Source organism: Saccharopolyspora sp. ID03-671, from assembly GCF_045278815.1.
Lineage (GTDB): Bacteria > Actinomycetota > Actinomycetes > Mycobacteriales > Pseudonocardiaceae > Saccharopolyspora > Saccharopolyspora ipomoeae.
The window spans coordinates 7,014,604-7,036,691 of sequence record NZ_CP134054.1; the positions used below are offsets into that span (position 1 = coordinate 7,014,604).

Annotated in this window: 22 protein-coding genes; 17 read left to right on the top strand and 5 right to left on the bottom strand. The window is 66.3% G+C overall.

Annotated features, from left to right (window positions below; genetic code table 11):
• Positions 1-60: 60 nt before the first annotated feature.
• Positions 61-1,071: a beta-ketoacyl-ACP synthase III gene (locus tag REH65_RS32620; RefSeq protein ID WP_406690569.1), complete on the bottom strand. Its 1,011-nt coding sequence runs from the start codon at positions 1,069-1,071 to the stop codon at positions 61-63.
• 343 nt (positions 1,072-1,414) lie between these two features.
• Entirely contained in the window at positions 1,415-2,215 is an 801-nt protein-coding gene (locus REH65_RS32625) for a helix-turn-helix transcriptional regulator (RefSeq protein ID WP_406690570.1), read from the bottom strand.
• Between the two features lie 1,129 nt (positions 2,216-3,344).
• Here REH65_RS32625 and REH65_RS32630 point away from each other — a divergent pair.
• The 13 genes from REH65_RS32630 to REH65_RS32690 all read left to right on the top strand — a co-directional run bounded on the left by REH65_RS32630 (position 3,345) and on the right by REH65_RS32690 (position 14,016).
• Positions 3,345-3,875: a hypothetical protein gene (locus REH65_RS32630; RefSeq protein ID WP_406690571.1), complete on the top strand. Its 531-nt coding sequence runs from the start codon at positions 3,345-3,347 to the stop codon at positions 3,873-3,875.
• A 120-nt stretch (positions 3,876-3,995) separates the two neighbouring features.
• Positions 3,996-4,880: a helix-turn-helix transcriptional regulator gene (locus tag REH65_RS32635; RefSeq protein WP_406690572.1), complete on the top strand. Its 885-nt coding sequence runs from the start codon at positions 3,996-3,998 to the stop codon at positions 4,878-4,880.
• 220 nt (positions 4,881-5,100) lie between these two features.
• Entirely contained in the window at positions 5,101-5,355 is a 255-nt protein-coding gene (locus REH65_RS32640) for an acyl carrier protein (RefSeq protein WP_406690573.1), read from the top strand.
• 135 nt (positions 5,356-5,490) lie between these two features.
• Complete coding sequence (locus REH65_RS32645) at positions 5,491-6,111, top strand: hypothetical protein (protein ID WP_406690574.1); 621 nt, start codon at positions 5,491-5,493, stop codon at positions 6,109-6,111.
• Positions 6,112-6,208: 97 nt separating this feature from the next.
• On the top strand, positions 6,209-6,997 hold the full coding sequence (locus tag REH65_RS32650) for a hypothetical protein (RefSeq protein WP_406690575.1): 789 nt from the start codon (positions 6,209-6,211) through the stop codon (positions 6,995-6,997).
• 41 nt (positions 6,998-7,038) lie between these two features.
• The gene (locus REH65_RS32655; RefSeq protein ID WP_406690576.1) at positions 7,039-7,257 is read left to right on the top strand and encodes a 4-oxalocrotonate tautomerase family protein; all 219 of its coding nucleotides are present in this window, start codon (positions 7,039-7,041) and stop codon (positions 7,255-7,257) included.
• A 12-nt stretch (positions 7,258-7,269) separates the two neighbouring features.
• On the top strand, positions 7,270-8,082 hold the full coding sequence (locus tag REH65_RS32660) for an AfsA-related hotdog domain-containing protein (RefSeq protein WP_406690577.1): 813 nt from the start codon (positions 7,270-7,272) through the stop codon (positions 8,080-8,082).
• Positions 8,079-8,855, top strand: a complete 777-nt coding sequence (locus REH65_RS32665) for an HAD family hydrolase (protein WP_406690578.1) — start codon at positions 8,079-8,081, stop codon at positions 8,853-8,855. Before REH65_RS32660 ends, REH65_RS32665 begins: the two co-directional genes overlap by 4 nt.
• Complete coding sequence (locus REH65_RS32670; RefSeq protein ID WP_406690579.1) at positions 8,852-9,484, top strand: hypothetical protein; 633 nt, start codon at positions 8,852-8,854, stop codon at positions 9,482-9,484. Before REH65_RS32665 ends, REH65_RS32670 begins: the two co-directional genes overlap by 4 nt.
• On the top strand, positions 9,481-11,163 hold the full coding sequence (locus REH65_RS32675) for a GH3 auxin-responsive promoter family protein (RefSeq protein ID WP_406690580.1): 1,683 nt from the start codon (positions 9,481-9,483) through the stop codon (positions 11,161-11,163). The genes REH65_RS32670 and REH65_RS32675 overlap by 4 nt, the downstream gene beginning before the upstream one ends.
• A gap of 95 nt (positions 11,164-11,258) precedes the next feature.
• Entirely contained in the window at positions 11,259-12,536 is a 1,278-nt protein-coding gene (locus REH65_RS32680) for an MFS transporter (RefSeq protein ID WP_406690581.1), read from the top strand.
• A gap of 94 nt (positions 12,537-12,630) precedes the next feature.
• The gene (locus REH65_RS32685) at positions 12,631-13,626 is read left to right on the top strand and encodes an aldo/keto reductase (protein ID WP_406690582.1); all 996 of its coding nucleotides are present in this window, start codon (positions 12,631-12,633) and stop codon (positions 13,624-13,626) included.
• A gap of 258 nt (positions 13,627-13,884) precedes the next feature.
• Positions 13,885-14,016 carry a helix-turn-helix domain-containing protein gene (locus REH65_RS32690; RefSeq protein WP_406690583.1) on the top strand — a complete coding sequence of 44 codons (132 nt, stop codon included), beginning with the start codon at positions 13,885-13,887 and terminating at the stop codon, positions 14,014-14,016.
• 1,287 nt (positions 14,017-15,303) lie between these two features.
• Here REH65_RS32690 and REH65_RS32695 read toward each other — a convergent pair.
• The 3 genes from REH65_RS32695 to REH65_RS32705 form a co-directional block, all read right to left on the bottom strand.
• Entirely contained in the window at positions 15,304-15,552 is a 249-nt protein-coding gene (locus tag REH65_RS32695; RefSeq protein WP_406690584.1) for a hypothetical protein, read from the bottom strand.
• Between the two features lie 193 nt (positions 15,553-15,745).
• A complete protein-coding gene (locus REH65_RS32700) occupies positions 15,746-17,566 on the bottom strand; it encodes a cytochrome c oxidase assembly protein (protein WP_406690585.1) in 1,821 nt (606 codons plus the stop codon).
• A 109-nt stretch (positions 17,567-17,675) separates the two neighbouring features.
• Positions 17,676-18,248, bottom strand: a complete 573-nt coding sequence (locus tag REH65_RS32705; protein WP_406690586.1) for a copper resistance protein CopC — start codon at positions 18,246-18,248, stop codon at positions 17,676-17,678.
• Positions 18,249-18,529: 281 nt separating this feature from the next.
• On the opposite strand from REH65_RS32705, the gene REH65_RS32710 reads away from it, so the two are divergent.
• Genes REH65_RS32710 through REH65_RS32725 form a run of 4 tightly spaced genes read left to right on the top strand, consistent with a single transcriptional unit; the run spans position 18,530 to position 21,517 of the window.
• Complete coding sequence (locus REH65_RS32710) at positions 18,530-18,919, top strand: ArsR/SmtB family transcription factor (RefSeq protein ID WP_406690587.1); 390 nt, start codon at positions 18,530-18,532, stop codon at positions 18,917-18,919.
• Complete coding sequence (locus REH65_RS32715; protein ID WP_406690588.1) at positions 18,916-20,877, top strand: heavy metal translocating P-type ATPase; 1,962 nt, start codon at positions 18,916-18,918, stop codon at positions 20,875-20,877. Before REH65_RS32710 ends, REH65_RS32715 begins: the two co-directional genes overlap by 4 nt.
• Positions 20,874-21,377 carry a signal peptidase II gene (locus tag REH65_RS32720; protein ID WP_406690589.1) on the top strand — a complete coding sequence of 168 codons (504 nt, stop codon included), beginning with the start codon at positions 20,874-20,876 and terminating at the stop codon, positions 21,375-21,377. Before REH65_RS32715 ends, REH65_RS32720 begins: the two co-directional genes overlap by 4 nt.
• Positions 21,374-21,517 (top strand): hypothetical protein, encoded by a 144-nt coding sequence (locus REH65_RS32725; RefSeq protein ID WP_406690590.1) that lies wholly within the window; start codon positions 21,374-21,376, stop codon positions 21,515-21,517. The genes REH65_RS32720 and REH65_RS32725 overlap by 4 nt, the downstream gene beginning before the upstream one ends.
• Positions 21,518-22,088: the final 571 nt, after the last annotated feature.

Here is a 22,088-nt window from a genome sequence, read left to right on the forward strand (position 1 = left end):
CGTCGGAGGTGGATGGTGTCGTCGGTCCTCTTGCTCCGGTGGCCGCCCCGCTTGGAACGTCTAGCCCACTACGATCTCCGGCCACACGAGGGCGGTGGAACCCCAGGTCAAGCCGCCCCCGAAAGCGCTCATCAGCACTCGGGCGCCAGGCTTCAGCAGGCCCCCGGAAACGGCGTCGCCGAGCGCCAGTGGGATGGAGGCTGCCGAGGTGTTGCCGACGCGGTCGAGGTTGCAGACTGCGCGGTCGCGGGCCATGCCCAGCTGGTCGGCGACGGCGTGCAGGATCCGGATGTTCGCCTGGTGGCCGACGAACCAGTTGACCGACTCGGGGGCCCACCCAGCGCGATCAAGCATGGTCTTGGACGAGGCCGCCATGCGGGTCACGGCGTGCTGGAAGACCGGCTTGCCCTCCATCTGGAAGTACGTCTCGGCAGGGCGCGCACCGGACGCGGCCACCGCACCGGCCGGCTGGCGTGAGCCGCCGGCCCGGACGATGATGAGATCCTTGAGCGAGCCGTCGCTCCCCAAGTCGTGCCCGAGCAGCGCGCCTGGCTCGGACGGTTCACCGGCTCGCAGGACGACGGCCCCGGCGCCGTCACCGAAGATCACCGAGGTGGTGCGGTCCTCGGGGTTGAGGATTGTGGAGTAGGTCTCCGCCCCGATGACCAGCACGCGCTCGGCGATCCCCGCGGCGATGGCGCCCGCTGCGGATGCCGTGGCGTAGACGAATCCGCTGCACACCGCGGCGATGTCGTACGCGGCGACCGAGTTCAGCCCCAGCCGGTGGGCGACATCGGGAGCGGTCGCCGGGGTGGGGTGGTCCGGAGTGGTCGTGGCGACGACGACCAGATCGACGTTGCCGGAGCCGGCCGACTTCAGCGCCCGCAGGCCCGCCTCGACGGCCAAATCGCCGGTGGAGGTACCAGGTTCGGCCCAGTGGCGTTGGGTGATTCCAGTACGCGAGCGGATCCACTCGTCGGAGGTGTCCATGGTTCGGGAGAGATCGTCGTTCGTGATGACGCGGGGCGGCACGTACGTTCCGAGCCCGGCGAGGACCGCAGCCTTGCTCATACCGCCGCCTCCTTCACCAGGAGTCCGTGGGACAGTGCGAACATCAAGGGTCCCTCCCTGATCGCCGGTGTTGGACGTCGTGGTCGTTGCCCGTTGGAAGGTGGCGCCCCTCCGGCAAGGACGGGAAGGGACGGCACTTGCGGCCGGGTACGTGGGACGGCGCTAATGCGGCGCCGCCGCGAAGACGCACCGAGGCGCACGACGATTATCGGGAAGTCGGACACCGCACTGCCAGACCTCGCTGAAGCTGTGAGTGGCCCCGCTGGTGGCGGGAACACCACGGTCCCGGTTCAGGCGCAACCGCATCCGGGAAACGCTGCTTCGAGGCCGGCGCGCAGAGCGGTCACTCCTGCAGCAGATACATCAGCAGCCGGGCGGAGAAGACATCGTCGAGATCCATCGCGTACAGCGTGAAGGAGATGGGACCGTCGTCGGGATGGTCCAGTTCGACGGTCGTGGGCACGAACTCCTCGACCTCGTGGCGGTTCCACAATTCGGCGAAGTACGGGCTTTCGGCGGAGAGCTGGTCGACCATCTGCTCGTATCTCGGATCGTCGGCGAAGTAGGACGTCTGGAGGCGGAAGCGGGCTGTCATCCGGCGAGCCACCTCGGGCTGGTTGGCGTACTGGCGTCCGTGGGATCCGGTGAACATACTGATCAGGAAGTTCTCGTTGCCCTCGTGCCCCAGGTCGAGCATCCTGACGGCTTGTTCGTTGGCAGCGAGGACGTCCCAATACCGATCGATGGCGCACGTTGGCCCCGATGCCCTGGCTTCGACCACGCGCTGGAGGGCCTCGGCGTCCGGTGAATCCGCACGCGGCGCCGGCAGCGGGGGATTGGCGTCGGCGAGCCGGTACAGGTGGACGCGCTCGCGCTCGGTGAGGCGTAACGCGCGGCTGACCGCATCCAAAATCTCGTTCGAGACGTTGATGGGGCGGCCCTGCTCCAGCCACGCGTACCAGGACGCGCTCATCCCGGCCAAGACCGCGACCTCCTCCCGGCGGAGACCGACTCGGGTGCGACCGCTGGCCGATCCCATGCCGACTTCGGCGGGGGAGAGCGCGGCACGGCGGCTGCGAAGGAAGTTCGCGAGCTCACTGCGCGGCTTCTTCTTGCTGCTGATCCTTGAGGTCACGTTGTCCATGACAGCGGAAGGTAGCGGCCCCGGCACGCTATGTCAGTAGTGAGGATCACGCTTCGGAACTGTTCGCGGAATGGCGTGAAGGGCACGGGCACTCGCCAAAACAGCGGCGGTCGAACGGCCCCGGAGCAGCCGACCAGCTCCGTCCAGGATCGCACCAACGGTTTGAACGGACCGGGATTCCGGATCTAGTCCAACATGGAGGGGCGGATTCCCGGTCGAGTTCTCCCGGCCGCCGCGTCCGCCCGACAGCGAAACCCGCACCGCAGAGCCTGGAATGGCTGTTCACGTGGAGGTTTTCGGAACTCGATGCCTCCTCGGGCAGGCTACGCGGACCGTGATCAGCACCCGGAGGGCGTTCCGGGGGTTCGTTGGCAGGCCGCGAAAACCTCCGAGCCCAGCCGAAGCCCGGACTCGCCACCGAGATGAGGTGGAGCCCCGGAGCTGTCGGTTCAGCTAGGGGCGATGTCGAGGAAGGGCTTTGGGCCGGCAAGCGTAGGAATCGGCGGTCGAATGGTGGATTGCTGTATCGGGCACGAAGTCACGACTAACTCCAAATCGCTAATGAAGTGCAGCGGGAACACCAAGGGAAGGCACGTTGCTCAGACGCCTCGATGCGCATGACCACTGGCCTCGGCAATCATGGCACGCGGCAATGGTGCGCCACCTGAGAAGACGGAAACCCGCAAATATCTTCACCCGGATGGACCATTGGAAGCCCTGTGTACGATCGGAGCAGCAGCCTATTCTCAAATGCTGCTAGCCGAGTAAGACGAAAGAGGATCAAAAGAAAAAATCGGACGCGCGTTCGTGCGAATTGTGATTTCCGACACGGCTATGGCGCCTCCCTTGGGTGGCTGCTAGCTTGGAATTGCTGGAGCGTTTAACGCTGGGGTGGGCAACGTATGCGCAGCGCGCCGGTTGTCATGGCGGTACCTTAAGGCGACTGGGTGTATTGCTGATCGGCTTCAAAGTTGAAGAAGGCGTCTCGTTTTGTTGCTCCGCCTGGGGGTAGGTGCATTTTGTCTGCGACTTGGTGGTGAGGGATTGCGCGATGGTAATCGCGATTTGGGAATGAGGCGCATGGATTTTAATGTGGTGCCGCTGATATCGAGATGGAACAGGGGGACAGATGTCTGAGCTCCTGATCAACGGAGTGGCGGTCATTTTTGAGGGGCTAGGCCGGTTGGAGTGGCAGCGCAGCGCTGTTGACAGATGGTCGCTCACCGGGGTTTGGCCTTCGACAGAACGTCAGCAGGCGCTTCTCGAGTCAATACGATCAGGGGGCCACACCCTGATCGTGCTTGCCTCCGGCGATGCGAGCTGCACTCTCTTCGAGGAGGAGCTTGCGGAGTCCTTCGAAAAGGCGGTTGCAGCGGAGGGTGGGATTGATGTGACACCCGATCTGGACGCCGGTCTTGTTGATGTGCGAATCGAGCAGTTGAGCTGGCTGCCCGACGAATATCGGGCTAGCGGGTTGTTGTTCGCGGATTGGGCGCGGCAACAGGTCACGACGGTTCCTGCGCTTTCCTTGCCCGGACTGATGGTAGATGACCAGAAGTGCCGGAACCTGCGATTTGCGTATCCGACGAAGCCGGTTACCAGGGAGCATGCGGAACTGCTCGAGCCGTTCATCGAGCGAGTTTTTCAGAAGGACGGGTGACCCGCATGAAGAATGGTGTCGTCGTTGTGGTTGGCGGCGGATCGCGTTAGGTGCGATATTCGTCTGGTTTGACTTTTCTCCTCATTTCGCTCTCCCGTGTTGAGGCTTGTTCGGGGGTGCGTGGTTCAGAAGAAGGGCCGATACATGCAGGAATCTGCACTTTCCCAAGTATCCGGACAATTGCGACGAGCGAAGCTGCGGCATTTCTTGCGAAGGCGCCGGGAGGGAATATCGCCCGAGGACGTCGGCCTGATGAAGGTCGAGCGGCGGCGCACCCCGGGACTGCGCCGGGAGGAGGTCGCGGCGCTCGCCGGTGTCGGTGTGTCCTGGTACACCTGGCTGGAGCAGGGCCGGGACATCAACGTCTCCGAAGAAGTCGTGCAGGCCATCGGCAACGCCCTGCGGTTGGATGGCAGTGAGCGCAGCTACTTCTTCCGGCTGGCCGGACTCAACCCGCCTCGGCGCACGGACGCAGGACGCCGGGTCGGTGTGCTCCCGCACATGCGTGCGCTCGTTGAGGGCTGGTCCTCCAGCCCGGCCTACCTCACCGATCGATACGGGCGTATCGAGTTCGCCAACGGGTCCGCCCGCTCACTGTTTCGTCTCAATGCGAGCGGCGACAGCTGTCTGGAGAAGTTCTTCACCGACGCGGATACCCGGGCGAAGTATCCCGACACTGAAGCAGTGGCTCGGGGCTTGGTCGCCAACTTCCGGGCGCAGTCAGCCCGGTTCCCGGACGATCCGGAATTCGGCAGGATCGCGGAACGACTGCGTCGGGCGAGTCCGAAGTTCGCCGAGCTGTGGGACCAGCACAAGGTCGACGACCCGTACCAGAACCTTCGCAAATTCGCCCATCCGCAGGCAGGAGTGATGATCTTCGACCGAGTTCTGATGCGAGTGCCGGAGTTCCCCGAGTCTTCGCTGACCGTTTACGTTGACCAGCCCGGCGCCGCTGCGCAGATAAGGGCGCGGGCGTACGCGGGTGGCCACTCCGGAGTCGCCTGAGCTGAACACTGGGGACGCAGGCGCCGGTGCGGGACACCGGCGCACCACTCCGGCAACGCAGCGAGACATGATCACGCTGCGCCCGGTTTCGGCGGATGGTGGTGTTGCCACCACCATCATGAAGAGACACTTTCTCTACCCGCGGCCAGGGCCCAGGATTGCATCCACGGGGCGGCTGCGGCTCAAGCTCTGAATTTCGAATTCGGCACTCAAGAGGCTCATGGAGGAAGATGTGGGTAATCCGATCGCCAGTCACATAATCGAAATCCTGGCAGAACTGAACGTGCCGACGGCGGAGATCACGCCGGACACGACTTTCGAGGCCATGGAGGTCGACTCGCTCCTGCTGGTGGAACTCACCCTGCGTCTCCAGAAATCCTTCGGCATCGAGATCGAGACGGACGAACTCGTCCCCGAGCAGACCGTTGCCGAAGCGGCCACAGCACTCGCGGCCAAGGGCGTGGCCCTAGCCTGACGCGCGCTCAGCCCCAGCCGGAGCACTCTCCGAGCTGCGCGTTCTCTCCGTTCTACTGAGCGATCCGCGTGCTGGCCTCTCGTCCGGTCGTGACGCCACACGCATCTCATTTGGATTCAGCCGAGAGGAATTTGGATGTCTGCCACTCTGCTCGTTCTCAACGAAGTCGGCGTCGCTCCTGGCAAGGCGGACGAGGTCCTGGCCCGCTGGAGTGAGTCGAACTACGAGGAACCGCCGGCCGACCGCGCTCTGTTCCGCAGCGTGGAGGACGACAGCATTCTCGAGGTCACACCCGTCAAGGACTACGCCGAGCTGGACGCGTTGTCGGTGGGCTGGCGGAGTCTGTGGGATGCCGTCTCGGCAAACCTCGTCGGCGACTTTCGTCGCCAGCTCCTGGAGTTCGTCGAGGCGCCCAAGGACACCGCTGACCCGCTTCCTCTGACGCCGTACGTCCAATTGCGTTACATCGAGGTCAAGCCGGCGGAGTACACGGCCTACCGCGAGTGGCGCGAGAACACCATCTTCGGTGTCGTTCGCCGTGCCGAGCCGGTCACTGCGTTCCTGGCGTACCACACGCTGCTCAGCACCCAGCCCGGCGTGATGTTCGTGAGCGGTTTCGAGTGCGAGCCCGAGGAGTACCAGAAGGTCTTCACTTCCGCTGAGTACCAACACATCGTCGAGCAGGCCGGCGACCGATTCATCGTCGGTGGCGAAAGTGGTCTGTACACCCGCGTCTACAAGCGTGCCGGTGTTTGAGCCCGCCAGGGCACCGTGGACCGCGACCCCGGGTGCGACGGAGACGCACGAGCTCAGTCCCACCACGCAGGGCCCGCTCTACCCGCCGAGTGAAGTCATGGATGCCGACGGCAACTTCGTGGTGGTTGGGGAGATCAACCGGGCCACCCCGGTGGGCGCGATCCGGACCGAGTGGGGTGCGGCCCTCGTCTCCTCCGACAGTCCTCTGCCCGAATTCGGCACGCTCGCCCCGTACACCGTGGTACGGGAGCTGGACCCCGACCCCAGAGGGGCCGACGAGGAACTCGTCCTTCACACGCTTCCGCTGCCTTTGCCGTTGAACAACTACCCCATGGTCTTCGCACCGGAGCAGCTGCCGGAGGCCGGCCGGGTCGAGCGGCCCAGTTACGCCTTCCACGAGGTGCCCATCCCGGACGTGCGCCCGGAGGACGGACCCAAGGTCACCTCCCCTGTGACGTTCGGCGCCTGGATGAGCGCGGGCGGCACGCTGGAGGTCGGGGTCACGTCCGACGGCCACTGCGGGACGTTCGGGTTCGATTTCTCCCGGCTCGTCCCGAACAGCGTTTACACCGTGATGTCGTTGCGCGCACGCGACCTGGACCCCGCTGAGCCGACCCGACCGGGCCCGCTCGGAGTGCCGAACGTCTTCGTCACCGATGCCTACGGGAACGGCCAATACCACGTGACCATGCCGAACCCGTTCCCGGACCCCGAACTGCCCGGGGCCAATCGGATCATCAACGTGGTCGTGCTGTGGATGAGCTACCAGCGCAACTACGGCGGCGCCATCGGCGAGTTCGGTCTCGGCGGCGACATTCACGCTCACCTCAAGCTGCGCTGCGCGTCCTTCCAGGACCTGCGAACCGTCGCCGCTCCGCAGCCCTAATCCGACCGCGCACCACCGACGTTCAGAACAGGAGAAGCCCGGTGCCCATCATCTCGGTCACTACCTGGGACGGTCAGGACGACGCCCAGGCGCAGGAACTCATGGAGGAGCTGACCCGGACCGTCCGGCGCGTCACGGGAGCCCCCCTGGACAAGATCACCGTCTACATCCAGGAGGTGCCGCGCAACCGTTGGGTGGAGGGCGGCGCACTGGGCAGCGATCCCAGGTTTCCGGAACTGAGCCGCCGGTTCTCCGAGTGAGAGGTGTGTGCCGTGTCTGCCGAGACGCATGAGCCCTGCCACCCCATCGACGCCGAACGCGACTCCCTCTTCCTCGTGGGTGATGTCTTCACCGAATTCGCCGCGCACAGCGGTGTTCTGACGGTCTCTCAGCTCGCCGGGCAGATCAGGAAGGGTGAATTTCCAGGCTGCACCGGTGCGGCTCGGGTGGCGCTCGGGCAAGGGGTGTCCGAGTTCGACGTCCAGTTTGTACGTGACACGTTGGCCCGGCACGGCCTCTCGGACTTGGTCGTCATCGACGACCAGTTGCTGCGTCACCGCGCCGGACGGGAGATCGTGCACAAGCACCGGGTCGAGAACGTGCTGATCTCGTTGCCCCGCCCGACCGACCCCGGCACGTTCGAGTCGGACCTATTGATCGACTCCGGCAACGAGATGATGTCCGACCATCTCACCGGCCAGCACGTGCAGGGCATGCTGGTCATGGAAGCCGAGCGGCAGATGTTCATTGCGGTGGCCGAGCAGCACTACCTGGCCCCGACGGCGGTCGGCGACAGCTACTTCGTGATCGATGCCTTCGACACCCGTTACCGCAACTTCCTTTTCCCGCTGCCCGCGGTCGTTCGGTGCACAGTCCTCTCACGCCGTTCGCCGCACCACACCCGCACGACGTTCTCCTGCGAACTCGCCGTGCTCCAGAGCGGATCGGAGACAGCGGTGACGGAGGTTCGATTCACCGCCTTCGACGCCCGGGTCTCCCATGCCAAAGAGCACCGAGCGGCCGAACGGTCCCTCCAGGGCACCGCGGCGTTCCGCGTGGCGAAGGGGGAGGCATCGCCCGTGTGACCGAGGTTCGCACCGAGTGGCAGACGGTGGTCCGCGCATGCAGCGGGCCGCCGGTCGGCATCCCAAAAGGAGCTTCCTACATGTCAGATGTCAGCTGCGGGCCGGCTTCGGACCGCCCCTACATGGTCTTCAGTGACGTCGATGAGACCCTGATCAACGTCAAGAGCATGTTCGACTTCCTCCGCTACCAGCTGGTCCGTCGCCACGGAGCAACCGGGGAGGAAGAGTACGAACGCATCATGGCGGCGATCCGCGGCCGTGCCGACGGCGGCACCTCCCGTGCGGACATCAACCGCTTCTACTATGCCCACTACGCCGACGAGTCGGTGGAGACGCTCGACAGGCTCGCCGAGGCCTGGTTCGCCGAACGCACCGCGAGCCGGGGCTTCTACATCGAGCCGACCAGGGAAGCTTTGAGCGCTCACCTCGGAGATGGTGCGACCGTCGTCCTCGTCTCCGGTTCCTTCCCGCCGCTCCTGGAGCCCCTCGCGCGGGAGGTGGGCGCTGACGCCATCCTCTGCACCCGTCCTCTGGTCGTCGATGGCCGGTACACCGGGGAGGTCGATTCCCCGGTCATCGGTGCGGGCAAACGCGCTGCCGTGCTGGAGATGTTGGAATCCCGTCCCGACGTCGACCCGCGCGACTGCTGGGCGTACGGCGACCACGTCTCTGACCTGCCGATGCTGGAACTCGTGGGGCACCCCGTTGCCGTGGGGGAGGACGAGGAGTTGCGAAAGCGATTGGCCGGACGCGTCGAAGGCATCACGGCATGACGGCCGGGCGACCGTTCTTCGTGCTTCTCGGTCCCGACGGAGCCGGCAAGTCATCGGTGATGGGCCGTCTCGCCGAGCTGCTGCCCGAATGGCGGTTGGTGTCGACGGACAGCGCCTTCGTCACTCCCGAGCACATCCTGATCACCCGGCTCCGCCGCGACCTCCAGGATTACCTCTTGCCCGGCCTCGGAACCGCTTACTCGGCGGACTTCCTGGCCAGCGTGCTCCAGACGGCCGTGGTGCACATGAGGGACCAGGTGCGGGGGCGGAACCCGCGGGTGCCGGTGCTCGTGGACTCGTACTACTACAAGATCCTCGCGAAATGCCGGATCGCCGGGGTCCGGGATACCGCGATGTACGACTGGTGGCGCACGTTCCCGCAGCCGGATCGGGTGATCTACCTCGATGTCTCACCGTCGTCCGCTTGGCGGCGGCGCAGCGACGGAGCGAACCTCAACCCTCTAGAGCACGAAGGCGGGAAGGGCGACATGGCCGGGTTCGAGCGGTATCAGAAGGAACTGCGCGAGCTGCTGCTGGAGGAAGTCGGCGACCTTCCGGTGACCGAGCTGCCGGAACAGCCGAGCGTCGAACGCACCGCTGAGCTCGTACGGGAGGTGCTCACCTCGTGACCACCCCTTCCGCATGGCACACCCCCGGCCACGCCGACCGCTACCGCGAGCGCGTGCACACCGCGCGCGAGCGGATCGCCGCCGAGCACCAGGACATGCGGGGTGCTCAGGCACGGGTTCTCGCTGACCTGTTGGCCTTCAACGCCGATACCGAGTTCGGCCGACGGCACGGGTTCGCCCGGATCGGTACGATGGACGAGTTCCGCTCCGCGGTCCCGGTGCAGGACTACGCTGCCCACGCGCCTCTGATCGAGCGGACCGCCGCCGGCGAGCGGGGCCTCCTCACCGCCGATGCGCCCGAGGTCTACTTCACCAGCAGCGGTAGCACCGGAGCGAGCAAGAAGGTGCCTGTCACTCCGCGTTTCATGAGCACCACCTTCATGCCGTTCTACTTCGCGGCCTGGGCCCCGCTGATCGAGCACTTCCCCGAAGTGCTCCAGCGGCCTGACGCCGTCCTCAACCTCAAGCACGACCCGCTCACAGCCCCGCCCACCGCGGCCGACGGCCGCCCCCACGTGGGCGCCAGCCAGGTCGACTTCGGTGCCCGGTTCGGCGAGCCCCTCTCCGCTGAACCCGGCACCGGAGCTCCCTGGGCCGCTCTGCCCGTGACCACGGACCCCGACGACCATCTCGAACGCGCTTATCTGCGGTTGCGGCTGGCCGTGCAGAGCGATCTGCGGTGCCTGATCGGCATCAACCCCGCGATGATCGCTGCGGTTCCGTACCAGCTGACCCTGTGGTGGCCGCGGATCGTGAAGGAGGTCCGCGACGGAACCTTGGGCGGCCTGCCCCACCACGCGCCCGACCCCGGGCGAGCGGATCAGATGGAGCGGCTCGCCGACTACTTCGGAACTGTGCGCCCCTCCCACGTGTGGCCCCGGCTGCGCGCGCTGTTCTGCTGGACCACCGGCGTCGCCTCGCTCTATCTCCCCGCGCTGCGAGCCGAGTTCGGCAGCGATGTCACCGTGCTGCCCGCGCCGGTAGCGGCGTCCGAGGGCCCGACCGGTGTGGCGCTGGACCGGCATGCCTCCGGCGGCAGCCTCGTCACGTCGGCGGCGGTGTACGAGTTCGTGCCCGCCGACCAGGATATCGCCCCGGACAGCGCGACCCTGCTACCGCACGAAATCGAGTCCGGACGGGACTACCACGTGGTCTTTAGCCACGTCGGCGGCTTCTACCGGTACGCCGTCGGCGACGTGGTCCGGGTGGTCGACCGAGTAGACGGGGTGCCTCGCGTGGAGTACGCGGGCCGCGGGACGCGCTCCGACGCGGCGGGGGAACGGCTGCGGGAGGCCCAGGTCGTACGGGCCTTGCACGCAGCCCTCGGCTCCGGGGGGCTCGGCCTGCGCAACGTGGCATGTCGGGTCGAGCCGGACACTGACGGCACCCGTCGGTACGTCTTCGCGATCGCGCCCGGCAACCTCTGGAACCAGCAGGAGACCACCCGCTTCACGGCCAATCTGGACCGCGCCCTCGCCATCGAGTCCGCCGAGTACAGCCACGCTCGCGGCGCCGGCCGGCTGGGAAGGCCGGCGGTTCAACTGCTGGATGGCGAGGCGTTCGTTCGCGACTGGCACACGGCAGTCGGTACGGGAATCCGGCCGACACAGGTGAAGGACCGGCTGTTTCGGCAGGACGACGCGTTGTGGCGGCGGCTGACCGGCAAGGCGGACGGCTGACCCCGACAGCGCAGCGCCCGGGGCACCCCGGTCGCCTCCACGAACCTTTCCGACCTCGCACAAATCCCAGAAATCACAAGAGGAGAAACCTCTTCATGACGACTCAGCAGAGCCGTCCGGCCTCCGCGCCGGAAACTGCAGCCAGTGGCTCGACAGAGCCGACGCCGACTTCTGCGCGGTCCGATGCCGGTGAGGCCCCGGTTGTTTCACCGGTCCGGGCCTGGACCGCGGTCGTCGCGCTGGCCTTCGGCGTGTTTTCCTTCGTCACCGCTGAACTGGTACCGGTCGGGCTGCTGCCGTCAATCGCCGGGGGAGTGGACGTCTCGGTCGGCACCGCCGGCTTCCTGGTCACCGGTTTCGGCCTGCTCGCCGCAGTGACCGCGGCGCCGCTGACCACCCTTTGCGGCAGCATCGACCGCAAGGTGCTGATGGCAGGGCTGCTGGTATTCTACGTCCTCGGCAACGTCCTGGCGTCGGTGGCCGGGAGCTACGCGGTGCTGCTCCTGGGTCGGCTGGTGGTGGCGCTGGCGCACGGCGTCTTCTGGTCCATCGCGGCGGCCATCGCGGTGCGCTTGGTGCCTTCCCGGCACGCGGTGCGCGCCACTTCCATCGTGCTGTCCGGTATCTCGCTCGCAGCGGTGTTCGGGGTTCCGCTGGACACCGTTCTGGGCCAGCACGCGGGCTGGCGCGCGGCATTCCTGGCCGTGTCTGCGGTCGGTCTCCTGGTCCTGGTGGCGCTGATGCTCACGATGCCCAACCTGCCCGCGCAGGGGCACGGCAGGCTGGGCACGCTGTTCCGAGTGCTGCGCAACGGCCGACTGCGCACCGCCGTCGCCGTCACCGGACTGGTGATGGTCGGCCACTTCCTGGCATTCACCTACATCACCCCGTTCCTGGAAACGGTCACCGGCATTGCCACCGGTACCGTCGCGGTGCTGCTGCTGGTCTTCGGAGCAGCCGGGATCGTCGGCAACTTCCTCGGTGGGGCCTTGGTCAACCACACGGTGCGCGGCGCACTGCTGGGCGCCCTGGGCGTGATGACCGTGGTCATGGCGCTGCTCTGGGCATTCGGTGACTTCCCTGGAGCGGCGGTGACGCTGGTACTGCTCTGGGGGTTGGCCTACGCTGCGATCCCAGTCGGATTGCAGACCTGGATACTGCGGCTGGCAAAGGAGGAGTCGGACGCCGCCTCCTCGCTCTACGTGGCCGCCTTCAACGGGGCGATCGCCGTGGGTTCGCTGATCGGCGGGCTGATCGTGGACACCCCGGCGGGCCCGCGCGCCCTCGTCGGCATCGCCACTGCGTTGGTGGCCGGTGCGCTGGGGGTGCTGCTGCTCTCCGGCCGCAACCGGGCACGGGCCGGGACGGATTGATATCTCCTGCGCCCCAACAACACCGGCCGGTATCCCCACCGCACATCGACGTCCGGTGCGAAACACGAATCAGCTTGATCAGAGGAGTACATCAGTGCATCAGCGCGAACTCGGCTCGGACGGCCTCCGCGTCTCGGCGATCGGCCTGGGCTGCATGGGAATGTCCGCCTTCTACGGCCTCCGGGACGACGAGATCTCCCTCGCCACCCTGCACCGCGCCCTCGACCTGGGCGTCTCCTTCTTCGACACCTCGGACGCCTACGGCTCCGGACACAACGAGGAACTCCTCGCCCGCGTGCTGGTCACCCGGCGCTCCGAGTCCGTGGTGGCCACCAAGTTCGGCATCCGCTCGGTCGGGCCCGGCGGTACTGCCGGAGGCGCGGTGATCGATTCCACCCCGGAGTACGCCCGGCAGGCCTGCGACGCTTCGCTGTCCAGGCTCGGCACCGACCACATCGACCTCTACTACCTGCATCGACGCAACCCCGAGGTCCCGATCGAGGACACTGTGGGCGCGATGGCGGAACTGGTGCAGGCAGGCAAGGTCCGTCACCTCGGACTGTCCGAGGTCAACGCCGATACCCTGCGCCGTGCGCACACCGTGCATCCCATTGCCGCGCTGCAGAGCGAGTACTCGCTGTGGGAGCGCGGCTTGGAGGAGTCGGTGTTGTCCGCCGCCCGCGAGCTCGGGATCGGTGTCGTCCCTTACGCGCCCGTGGGACGTGGGTTCCTGACCGGTGCCTTGGCCGATCTGGACGATCTGGCCGAGGATGACTACCGGCGGAGCGACCCGCGGTTCCAGGGTGAGAACCTGAAGCGGAACCTGGTGCTGTTCGAGCGGGTTCGGGAGGTGGCGGCCGGAATCGGCTGCACCCCCGTCCAACTGGCCCTGGCATGGCTGCTGGCCCAGGGCGGGGACTTGGTCCCGATTCCCGGGACCAAGCGCCAGGCCTACTTGGAGGAGAACGTGGCCGCCGCTGATCTTGCGCTGACTGCGGAGCAGTTGCGCGAACTGGACGGGGCACTGGCGGGCATCGACGTGTCCGGAGCGCGTTACGCGGAGACGGCCATGCGCCTTCTGAACACCTGATCCGCGCCTCGATTTGCCGGACACTCCCCGGGGGGATGGATTCTAGTGCCTCGTCTATGAACCTTGATCGGGTTATTGATCCTTAGCTGGTGGGTGTCGGGCATGGTTCTTCCGAAGTGTTGTGGAGGGGGTGGATGCCGCGCCGTCCGGAGGTGTTCGTGCGCTGGTCGCCATGGTCGAGGGGCAGCGCCTTCAGCGGATCAGCAGGTCAAGCTGCGGCGGGCGATCGTGGTGTGGGCCTCGGCGCAGGGCCGGTTGGTGCCCGACATCGCGCATCTGCTGGACGTCAGTCAGGACTGCGTCCGGGATGTGATTCATGCGTTCAACAACGAAGGGTTTCCTGCTCTGGAGCCAAAATGGAGCGGAGGAGCCACCCAAGACGATCGCTGATCCCGCCGGGGCCCGGATCAGCGTGATCGCCGGGTGTGACCCTCGCATCCTGCGCCAGCCACCAACGTGCCGAGAACCTATCCGTCCAGCGAGCGTGCGAGGTGCTCGGATCGCTCGACGTAGAGCTGTGCCATCACCAGGCGTGCCGTGTGAAGCTGTTCGTTGCGGTTGCCGACGTTGCGATTCTCTCCAGTCCCCGGCTGGCGAGGATCGCAACCGGCTGCACCCCGCGACAGTGCGCGAGCTGGCCGCCGTGGCGCCAGCCCACCTGGGACTGGCGAGGATCGCAACCGCCGAGAATCCGGCCGCATGCACCTCTGGGCCGGCTGGCGCCAGTCGTGGAGTGCGGTCCCGATACCTGAGCTGTAAGTCACGACTGGCCGGTCGGAATCACCTCAGTCAAGGCGCCTTGCGCGATCTGTTCGGGACCACCGGACGCCCGTTGAGGTTCGGTAACTGAGACGTATAGTGCGACGAAAAGCGCATATGACCAGCGAAAACGCTCCCGTTTGAGATCAGTGTCGGTGGACCCTTTTACTGCGCCGGTTAGACTGCACAGCGACCTGGGAAAATGGGCTTGAGCATGCCGGTGACCTCCGACTTGACTGGGGGTCAAGGGGTCGTGGGTTCGAATCCCGCCGTCCCGACCGGTTGAACAGCCCGCCGACCTGCACGTAAGTGCAGGTCGGCGGGCTGTTTTTGTTGCGGTGTCGATCTTGGTCGGACTGCTGTGCGGGCGCCAGGGGTCGGGTCTCCGCATTATTGGGAGGATTGTGGGAGTTGTTGATCTTGGGGTGTTAAGTGGGGTCGCGAGGTGGGAGTGGTTCTTGGTCGCCTGGATGGGTGATCTTTGGTTGGTGGGTTTGGGGTTTGGGGTGAGGTGTGAGATGCGCCGTCTACTGGGTGGCCCTTCGATGATCGGGCTCGGCGAAGCTGCGGTGTCGGGACGTGCAGGTTCGTGAGTGGCATCGGCGGGAGCTCGAAGGCGCTGCGTTGGGGTAGGCGCAGGGCAGTTGGGTTCGGCGCGGAAGGCGGCGAATGACGTGGTCGGCGCCGGCCTTGCTTCTCGACGACCCGATGGGCGCCTCGATCAGCGTGGGCAGGCGAACGACACCGCTGCTGTGCTTGGTGGTTGGCAGCCGTGGCACGATGGCGGACGGACCCTCCCGCCTCCCCGTCCGGCTCGATGGTCGTAGTTTCGAACAGCTCTACGCCGCTTGAATCCAAGCCCATCCGTGTTGTGGAGATCGCCCAGGTCCTGGCGCCGATGTTGAAGGTGGCTGATCTCTACGGGTAGGACCTGATTTCTGCGTAGCCGTGTGCGGTCGCGGCGAGGTCATCCACGAGCGTGTGATGGGCCTGGTAGGCCCGCTCTTGGGTCAGGCAGCGCCGGACGGGCTTCGGAACTCTGGCTCCGGGCTCGATGACCGCCGTCTCGTGTTCGTCTTTGCCGGTGACCGCGTCGGTCCCGATCCTCGCTGTGACGAACAGCCACGTCTGAGCGCCGATGGTGACCTCGGTCCGCAGCATGACCATGCATGGACTGTACGGCCGGATAGGTTGTCGGCCAGGGGCTATAGGCCTTCACTGATGGCCGGATCGTCTTGGAGCAACCAGTGGAACCCTGGCTCGCTCACTTCACCGACCAACTCGCCAGCACTGGACCGCCAGCCCCAATCCATCCTTCTGGAAGACCGCTGGGGAACTCCTCGACTCCCGCGCTCGATATCTACAACGAATTTCTGACGCAGGGCACTAACCGCCGACGTTGCGTGACGAGTAGCGCGATGACAACCACCAGGGCAGCGGTCGCTCCGGCCAAGAGCGCGATCGAGCCCGCGAGTTGTTGATCGGCGAGGGCTGTGCCGCCCCAGGGGCGGCGCAGTGCCGCGAACCAGCTTTCGCCGATAGAGGCTTGGGAATGCAGCAACGCCAATCCGAGGAGGGCGGGCACGGCGACGTAGGCGGCGAGCAATGCAATCCGATACCCGCCTCGGAGCCGGTGTGTGGCGTCGGCACCGTTGATGCTCGAGAGAAAGACGTACCCGGTGGCGGGAACCAGCAGGGACATGGTCAGGTGTGCGGCGTGGGAACGAAGCGCGAACTCGTAGAACCCTCCGAAATACATTGCGGCCAACACCGCCACCTGGATAGCCAGCGCAACGTCAGGACGCAGGAGGAACCGCATGGGGGGCCACTGCATCGTGCTATGCAGCCATTCGTGAGGACCGGGCCAACGGGGGTCCGAAGTCGCTGGGAGAGCACGCGACGCGAGTGCTGTGGGGCGCCCCAACAGGAGCAAGGCTGGTGCCACGATGGCGAGGGCGAGGTGCTGCACGAGATGAGCGCTGAACAGGACGTACCCGTAGCGGGCGAGGCCGCCATTGGTCAACAGGACGATGACGCCCCAGCCGGTGATCCACACCGCGGTTTGGCTCACCGGCCAGGACTCACCTCGGTGGACCAGACGTCGCACTGCCGCAAGGTAGAGACCGATGCCGACCGCCGCGGCGGCCAAGAAGATGGGCTCTGGCAGCCAGTCCACGAGGAGCGACTTCACATCGGGCGGGCCCGGCATGGGGAAGCCCAACAGCTCCGTGGCTCGGTCGGTTTCCGGTGCGCCAGTGGCGGGTGGTGGTGTGCGGGTAAGGCCGACAGCGAGACCGATGGTGGCCGCGAAGACGACGATCTCCACGGAGGCCAGACGCGCGAACAGGCCCCTGCGTCCGCGATCCAAGGTCGGGATCGTTCGTTGTCGATGCAGGAAGCCGAGGCCGCCCAGCATGCCCAGGGCAAGGATCTTCGCCACCACCAGCAGGCCGTAGCTCGATTCCCACAATGCGCTGGTCAATCCCAACCTGGCCACGAGGTTTACCGCGCCGCTCAACGCGACGACGGGAAGGCACCAGCCGGCGAGCCGCGAATACCGGTGGACCGAACGGCCAAGATCCGAAGTGGACAGCTGCCACGAGAGCAGAAGCGCGAGCAGACCGCCGGTCCACACCACGACACCGATCACGTGCAGCAGCATGCCGGAGACCGCCAGTTGGTGGTTGCCGGATCCAGCGGAATGGCCACCGAATGCGGGAGGTAGTGTGCCGAGGATCGCGAGCACGAACAGCATCGCTGCACCGCGCACTGATAACACCGCGCGGCAGCCCACCACTAGAACCGCCGAGGCCGCGACGACCCAGAGAAGCACCTGCACCGGCTCCAGGTCCAGCGCGATGGTCCAGGCTGCCGTGCTGGTCGCAAATCGACCGACCGGTTGCCCCAGAATGTCCGACACGGTGTAGACGACGCCGAGTACGGCTGAAAGCAACCACGCCAAGCTGGTCCAACCGGCTGCACGGACCCATCGATAGGCATGCGGGCTCAACAGCCAGCGTTCACTCGCCGTGTTGCGCCGGGGAGCCAGCATCGCGGCTGCCAGGAGCAAACCGACGGTCGAGGCTGCGGACAAGTCCATCAAGACTCGAGTCGTGGGCAGCGCCAACTGGGTGACTGGGCCGGGGTCGGGGAGTCCCAGCAGCGCTCCCCGTTCGGTCACACCTCCACCCCACCAGAGTGCGAGGCCGCCGACGACCACGGCGGCACCAAGAGCGGCGACCATGGCTCGCGTTCCTACGTCACTGCGGTCGGATGCTGAGCGAGTTCGGTTACTCATCAGATTTCTCGTCCGGACGCCGCCGCAGCGCGACGAACACAGCACCGCCGAGTAGCAGCACTGCGACTGCCATGCCGCCGAGCCACCATGCTGCTTGCGTGGATGCGTTGTCATCAGGTGTTGCCGGGCCAGGGGTCGACGTTTCAGGGGAGGACTGGCCGGGTGCCGAAGGGAGTGAATTCTGCGCAGCTGTGCTCTGTTGCACGGTGAACCGGATTGCTCCGCTAACCGAATGACCATCCTGTGATAGCACGCGATAGGCGACCGCATACTCGCCGGGCGCGTCGGTCGGGAAGGGGAGGCTCACACTGTTTCCGGTAACGGTGGGGGGCTGTGTAGGCACCTGGCGTCCCGCGTCGTCGTTGAGGACGACCGTGGTGAACCCTGTCTGTAGTGGATCGCTAAAGGTAAGTTCCACCGCCTGTGGTCTAGACGGTACCGAGGTGCCGTCAGTCGGCGTGCTTCCGATCAGCTCCGTGTGTGCGGCCGCCACTCCCGGAAACAGGGCAGCCCACGCCGAAGTGGCCACGCAGACCGCGCTCGTCAGTACGGCGGCCGTTCGCACATCAACCTCCCATGTTGGTCAGTCAACCAGGCTACTAACCTTCCTCGTATAGCGGGTTTCCGGGTGGCCTTGCAGTGCTCGCGAGGTTTGATCGCAGCTGGCGCGATTTTTGCTTGTGGCCGCCGGTGCAAGATCGGGGCGCCCGCCTCGCTCGTGTTGAAGGGTCTGCAGCGGATCTTCTAATCGGAAGGCGGTTCGGAGCTGGACTCCGGTGCCTCGTCGACTTCCTGGGCGTGGTTGGCGACACTTGATTCATCGCCAACCTAGGCTATCATCGCCATGTGACGATGAATAACACTGCGGGATGCCTGGCCTCGAGTGGTACGGATGCGGCGGTGGCGTTGTTCCACAGCCTGTCGGATGGGACGCGGTTGGCGATCGTGAAGCGGCTGGCGGGCGGGGAGGCCCGAGTGGCCGATCTGGTCGGCGAGCTCGGACTGGCGCAGTCGACCGTGTCGGCGCACGTGGCCTGTCTGCGCGACTGCGGGCTAGTCGCCGGCAGAGCGGAGGGGCGTCAGGTGTTCTACGCGCTGGCGCGACCGGAGCTGCTGGATCTGCTGGCTTCGGCGGAGACGCTGTTGTCCTCCACCGGCAATGCGGTGGTGTTGTGCCCGAACTATGGCAACGGTTCCCAGGCCGAGGCTGTCGAGAACGAGGAGCTTGCGCGGTGAGTGACGCGTGCTGCGGCGGAGACGAACCCCGCGTCGACGAGGAAGCTGAAGAGCGGGAACCCGAGCGACTATGGCAGGTCCTTGAGCTCCAGGCCGCTGCGGTGTCCGGTGTCCTGCTGCTGGCTGCGTGGATCATCGACTGGACCGCAACGTCCGACATCGCCGCGAGCGTGTTCGAGTGGCTGGCGCTGGCAGCCGGCGCCTACACCTTCGTGCCGGGAACGCTGAAACGGCTGGTCAAGGGCAAGATCGGTGTCGGCACGCTGATGACGATTGCCGCCGTCGGAGCCGTCATTCTCGGCGAGGTGGGCGAGGCCGCCATGCTGGCGTTCTTGTTCTCCATCAGTGAAGGGCTGGAGGAGTACTCCCTGGCTCGCACCCGCCGCGGCCTGCGTGCGTTGCTGGCCTTGGTGCCCGAGCAGGCGACCGTGCTCCGGGACGGGAGCGAGCAGGTCGTTGCGCCTGCGGAGTTGCGGGTCGGGGACGCGATGCTCGTCAAGCCAGGGGAGCGGATCGCTACCGACGGCGTCATCCGTACCGGCCGCACCGCGCTGGATCTTTCGGCGATCACGGGTGAGTCGATGCCGGTGGAGGTCGCGCCCGGTGATGAGGTGTTCGCCGGGTCGATCAACGGCACCGGGGTTCTCGAGGTCGAGGTCACCACGACCGCTGAGGACAACTCGCTGGCCAGGATCGTGCGGATCGTCGAGGCCGAGCAGTCCCGCAAGGGCGCTAGTCAGCGCCTCGCCGACCGCATCGCCAAGCCGCTCGTGCCCGGGGTGATGATCGTTGCGGCGTTGATCGCCGGGATCGGCAGTCTGCTGGGCGATCCGGCCACCTGGATCGAGCGGGCCCTCGTGGTGCTGGTGGCCGCCTCACCGTGCGCGTTGGCGATCTCGGTGCCGGTGACCGTGGTGGCCGCGGTCGGCGCGGCCAGCAAGCTCGGCGTGCTCGTCAAGGGCGGCGCGGCGCTCGAAGGTCTCGGCAGGTTGCGTGGGGTGGCGCTGGACAAGACCGGCACCCTGACCCGCAACCGGCCCGCCGTCATCGACGTCGTGACAGCCAATGGCGCCACCCGTGAACAGGTACTCGCGGTAGCAGCCGCGTTGGAGGCCCGCAGCGAGCATCCGCTGGCGAGGGCCATCCTCGCCGCCGTTGACGAGGTGACGCCGGCCGGCGACGTTGAGGCGGTCACTGGAGCGGGGCTGACCGGTAGCCTCAACGGATCGACCGCGCGGCTGGGGCGGCCCGGGTGGCTCGATGCCGGTCCTCTGACCGACGAGGTGCAGCGGCTGCAGCACGCCGGTGCGACCGCCGTTCTCGTCGAACACGACGGGACGCTGATCGGGACGATCGCCGTGCGCGACGAGTTGCGCCCGGAGGCTCGCGAGGTCGTCGACCAGCTGCGCTCGGACGGATACCACGTCGCGATGCTCACTGGAGACAACCACGCCACCGCGGCCGCCCTGGCGGCCGAGGCCGGGATCACTGATGTGCACGCGGAGCTGCGGCCCGAGGACAAGGCCCGCCGCATCGAGCAGCTGCGCGGCCACCGCCCGACCGCAATGGTCGGCGACGGCGTCAATGACGCCCCTGCCCTGGCCACCGCGGATCTGGGGATAGCGATGGGAGCGATGGGCACGGATGTGGCCATCGAGACCGCCGACGTGGCCCTGATGGGGGAGGACCTGCGTCACCTGCCTCAAGCCCTGGACCACGCTCGCCGCGCGAGGCGGATCATGTTGCAGAACGTCGGTTTGTCCCTGGCGATCGTGATTGGCCTCGTGCCGCTGGCGCTGTTCGGGGTGTTGGGCCTGGCTGCAGTGGTGGCTGTGCACGAATTGGCGGAAGTCGTCGTCATCGCCAACGGTGTGCGCGCCGGTCGGGCCCGGCCTCTTGGAGCAGCGGCGCCGCAGCGGACGAGCACTACCCGCCCTGCGGTGGGAGCCCGCGCATGACCAGCGCAGTCAGCGCTGTGGTGAGGGCGAGTCACACCAGGCTCGCCCTCACCAGCGTCGCGCTGATGCTCGCGTTGGCAGACTTGGGCATCAAGACGCTCGCAACGAGCACACTCGCCGATGGGCCCAACGTGGATCTCGGCGTGCTGGAGCTGCGACTGGCCTACAACCCGGGCGTGGCGTTCAGTCTCGGTGACACTCTGCCCAGCGCGATAGTTATCGCCGCAACCGCACTGATCATCGCCGGTATCGGCGTCCTCGCTTGGCGAACAGCACCCACGACACCATTACTCGGACGGACCGGGTTGGCGGCAATCCTTGGCGGCGCTGCGGCCAATCTCGTCGACCGAGCGATGGATGGCGTAGTGACTGACTACTTGCACACCGGTTGGTGGCCCACCTTCAACCTCGCCGACGTGTTCATCACCTGCGGTGGTGCGCTGGTGGTCCTGGTCCACCTTCGGTCGCCGGCAGGAGATCGGGAGGAGGTTGCGACGTGACCTCGGCCGGTGGGCAGACCGCGTTGCGGCAGGTCTTGCGGTCGGTGCCGGATCTGGTCATCGGGCCTATGCTCCTCGCGGAACTGGCCAGCCGGGTCGGACTTTCAGCCAGCAGGCTCGGGCATCTGTTCGCCGACTAGCTGGATCTACCGTAATTGCCCGTATCAGCATGCCCGAGTTCTCCTATATGTGGCATTAGGTCTTGAGTGAAAGACCAGCGTCAGCCGTCCTTGTCGCGTGAGTGGGGGCGATTGCGCACTGCTGTCGAGGTCAACGTGGCCGCGCAAGAGTATGGGGATACAGGTGGGTCAATAGCCGAGGGCTCATTGGCTTACATTGCCGCATGGTTTCGCCCCATGGAGGCATGTTGTTCCTGGTCGGGACTCTATTGTGGACCATGTGGGCTGGTCTACTAGGGGAGGTCGTAGACAGGTCGTCGGTGATGCCGTAATCTTGCCGCGACCTTCCGCGGGTTGCACTCGGTAACGGTTTCGGGGGCCTTCCGGGTGAGCTGCGGCTGTCGAACGCTAATCCGTTTAACAGAGGGTCACCACGTAGGGATCACGTGCGTGGCGAGTGCCTGCCACGCCGTCACCAGAACGAGGGCGGTTGTGTTCAGCGTGCGGAGACAGCAGCGATGCGGCTCAGCCGATGTCGACTGCGGGCTATCTCGCGCCGCTTGTCGGCGGTCGCGCTTGCGCGAGCACAACG

What these genes read in the sequence shown, in the direction of transcription:
- REH65_RS32620 (WP_406690569.1), bottom strand. Translation starts at nt 1,071, where the DNA reads ATGAGCAAGGCTGCGGTCCTCGCCGGGCTCGGAACGTACGTGCCGCCC.
- REH65_RS32625 (WP_406690570.1), bottom strand. Translation starts at nt 2,215, where the DNA reads ATGGACAACGTGACCTCAAGGATCAGCAGCAAGAAGAAGCCGCGCAGT.
- REH65_RS32630 (WP_406690571.1), top strand. Translation starts at nt 3,345, where the DNA reads ATGTCTGAGCTCCTGATCAACGGAGTGGCGGTCATTTTTGAGGGGCTA.
- REH65_RS32640 (WP_406690573.1), top strand. Translation starts at nt 5,101, where the DNA reads ATGGAGGAAGATGTGGGTAATCCGATCGCCAGTCACATAATCGAAATC.
- REH65_RS32645 (WP_406690574.1), top strand. Translation starts at nt 5,491, where the DNA reads ATGTCTGCCACTCTGCTCGTTCTCAACGAAGTCGGCGTCGCTCCTGGC.
- REH65_RS32650 (WP_406690575.1), top strand. Translation starts at nt 6,209, where the DNA reads ATGGATGCCGACGGCAACTTCGTGGTGGTTGGGGAGATCAACCGGGCC.
- REH65_RS32670 (WP_406690579.1), top strand. Translation starts at nt 8,852, where the DNA reads ATGACGGCCGGGCGACCGTTCTTCGTGCTTCTCGGTCCCGACGGAGCC.
- REH65_RS32680 (WP_406690581.1), top strand. Translation starts at nt 11,259, where the DNA reads ATGACGACTCAGCAGAGCCGTCCGGCCTCCGCGCCGGAAACTGCAGCC.
- REH65_RS32695 (WP_406690584.1), bottom strand. Translation starts at nt 15,552, where the DNA reads ATGGTCATGCTGCGGACCGAGGTCACCATCGGCGCTCAGACGTGGCTG.
- REH65_RS32720 (WP_406690589.1), top strand. Translation starts at nt 20,874, where the DNA reads ATGACCAGCGCAGTCAGCGCTGTGGTGAGGGCGAGTCACACCAGGCTC.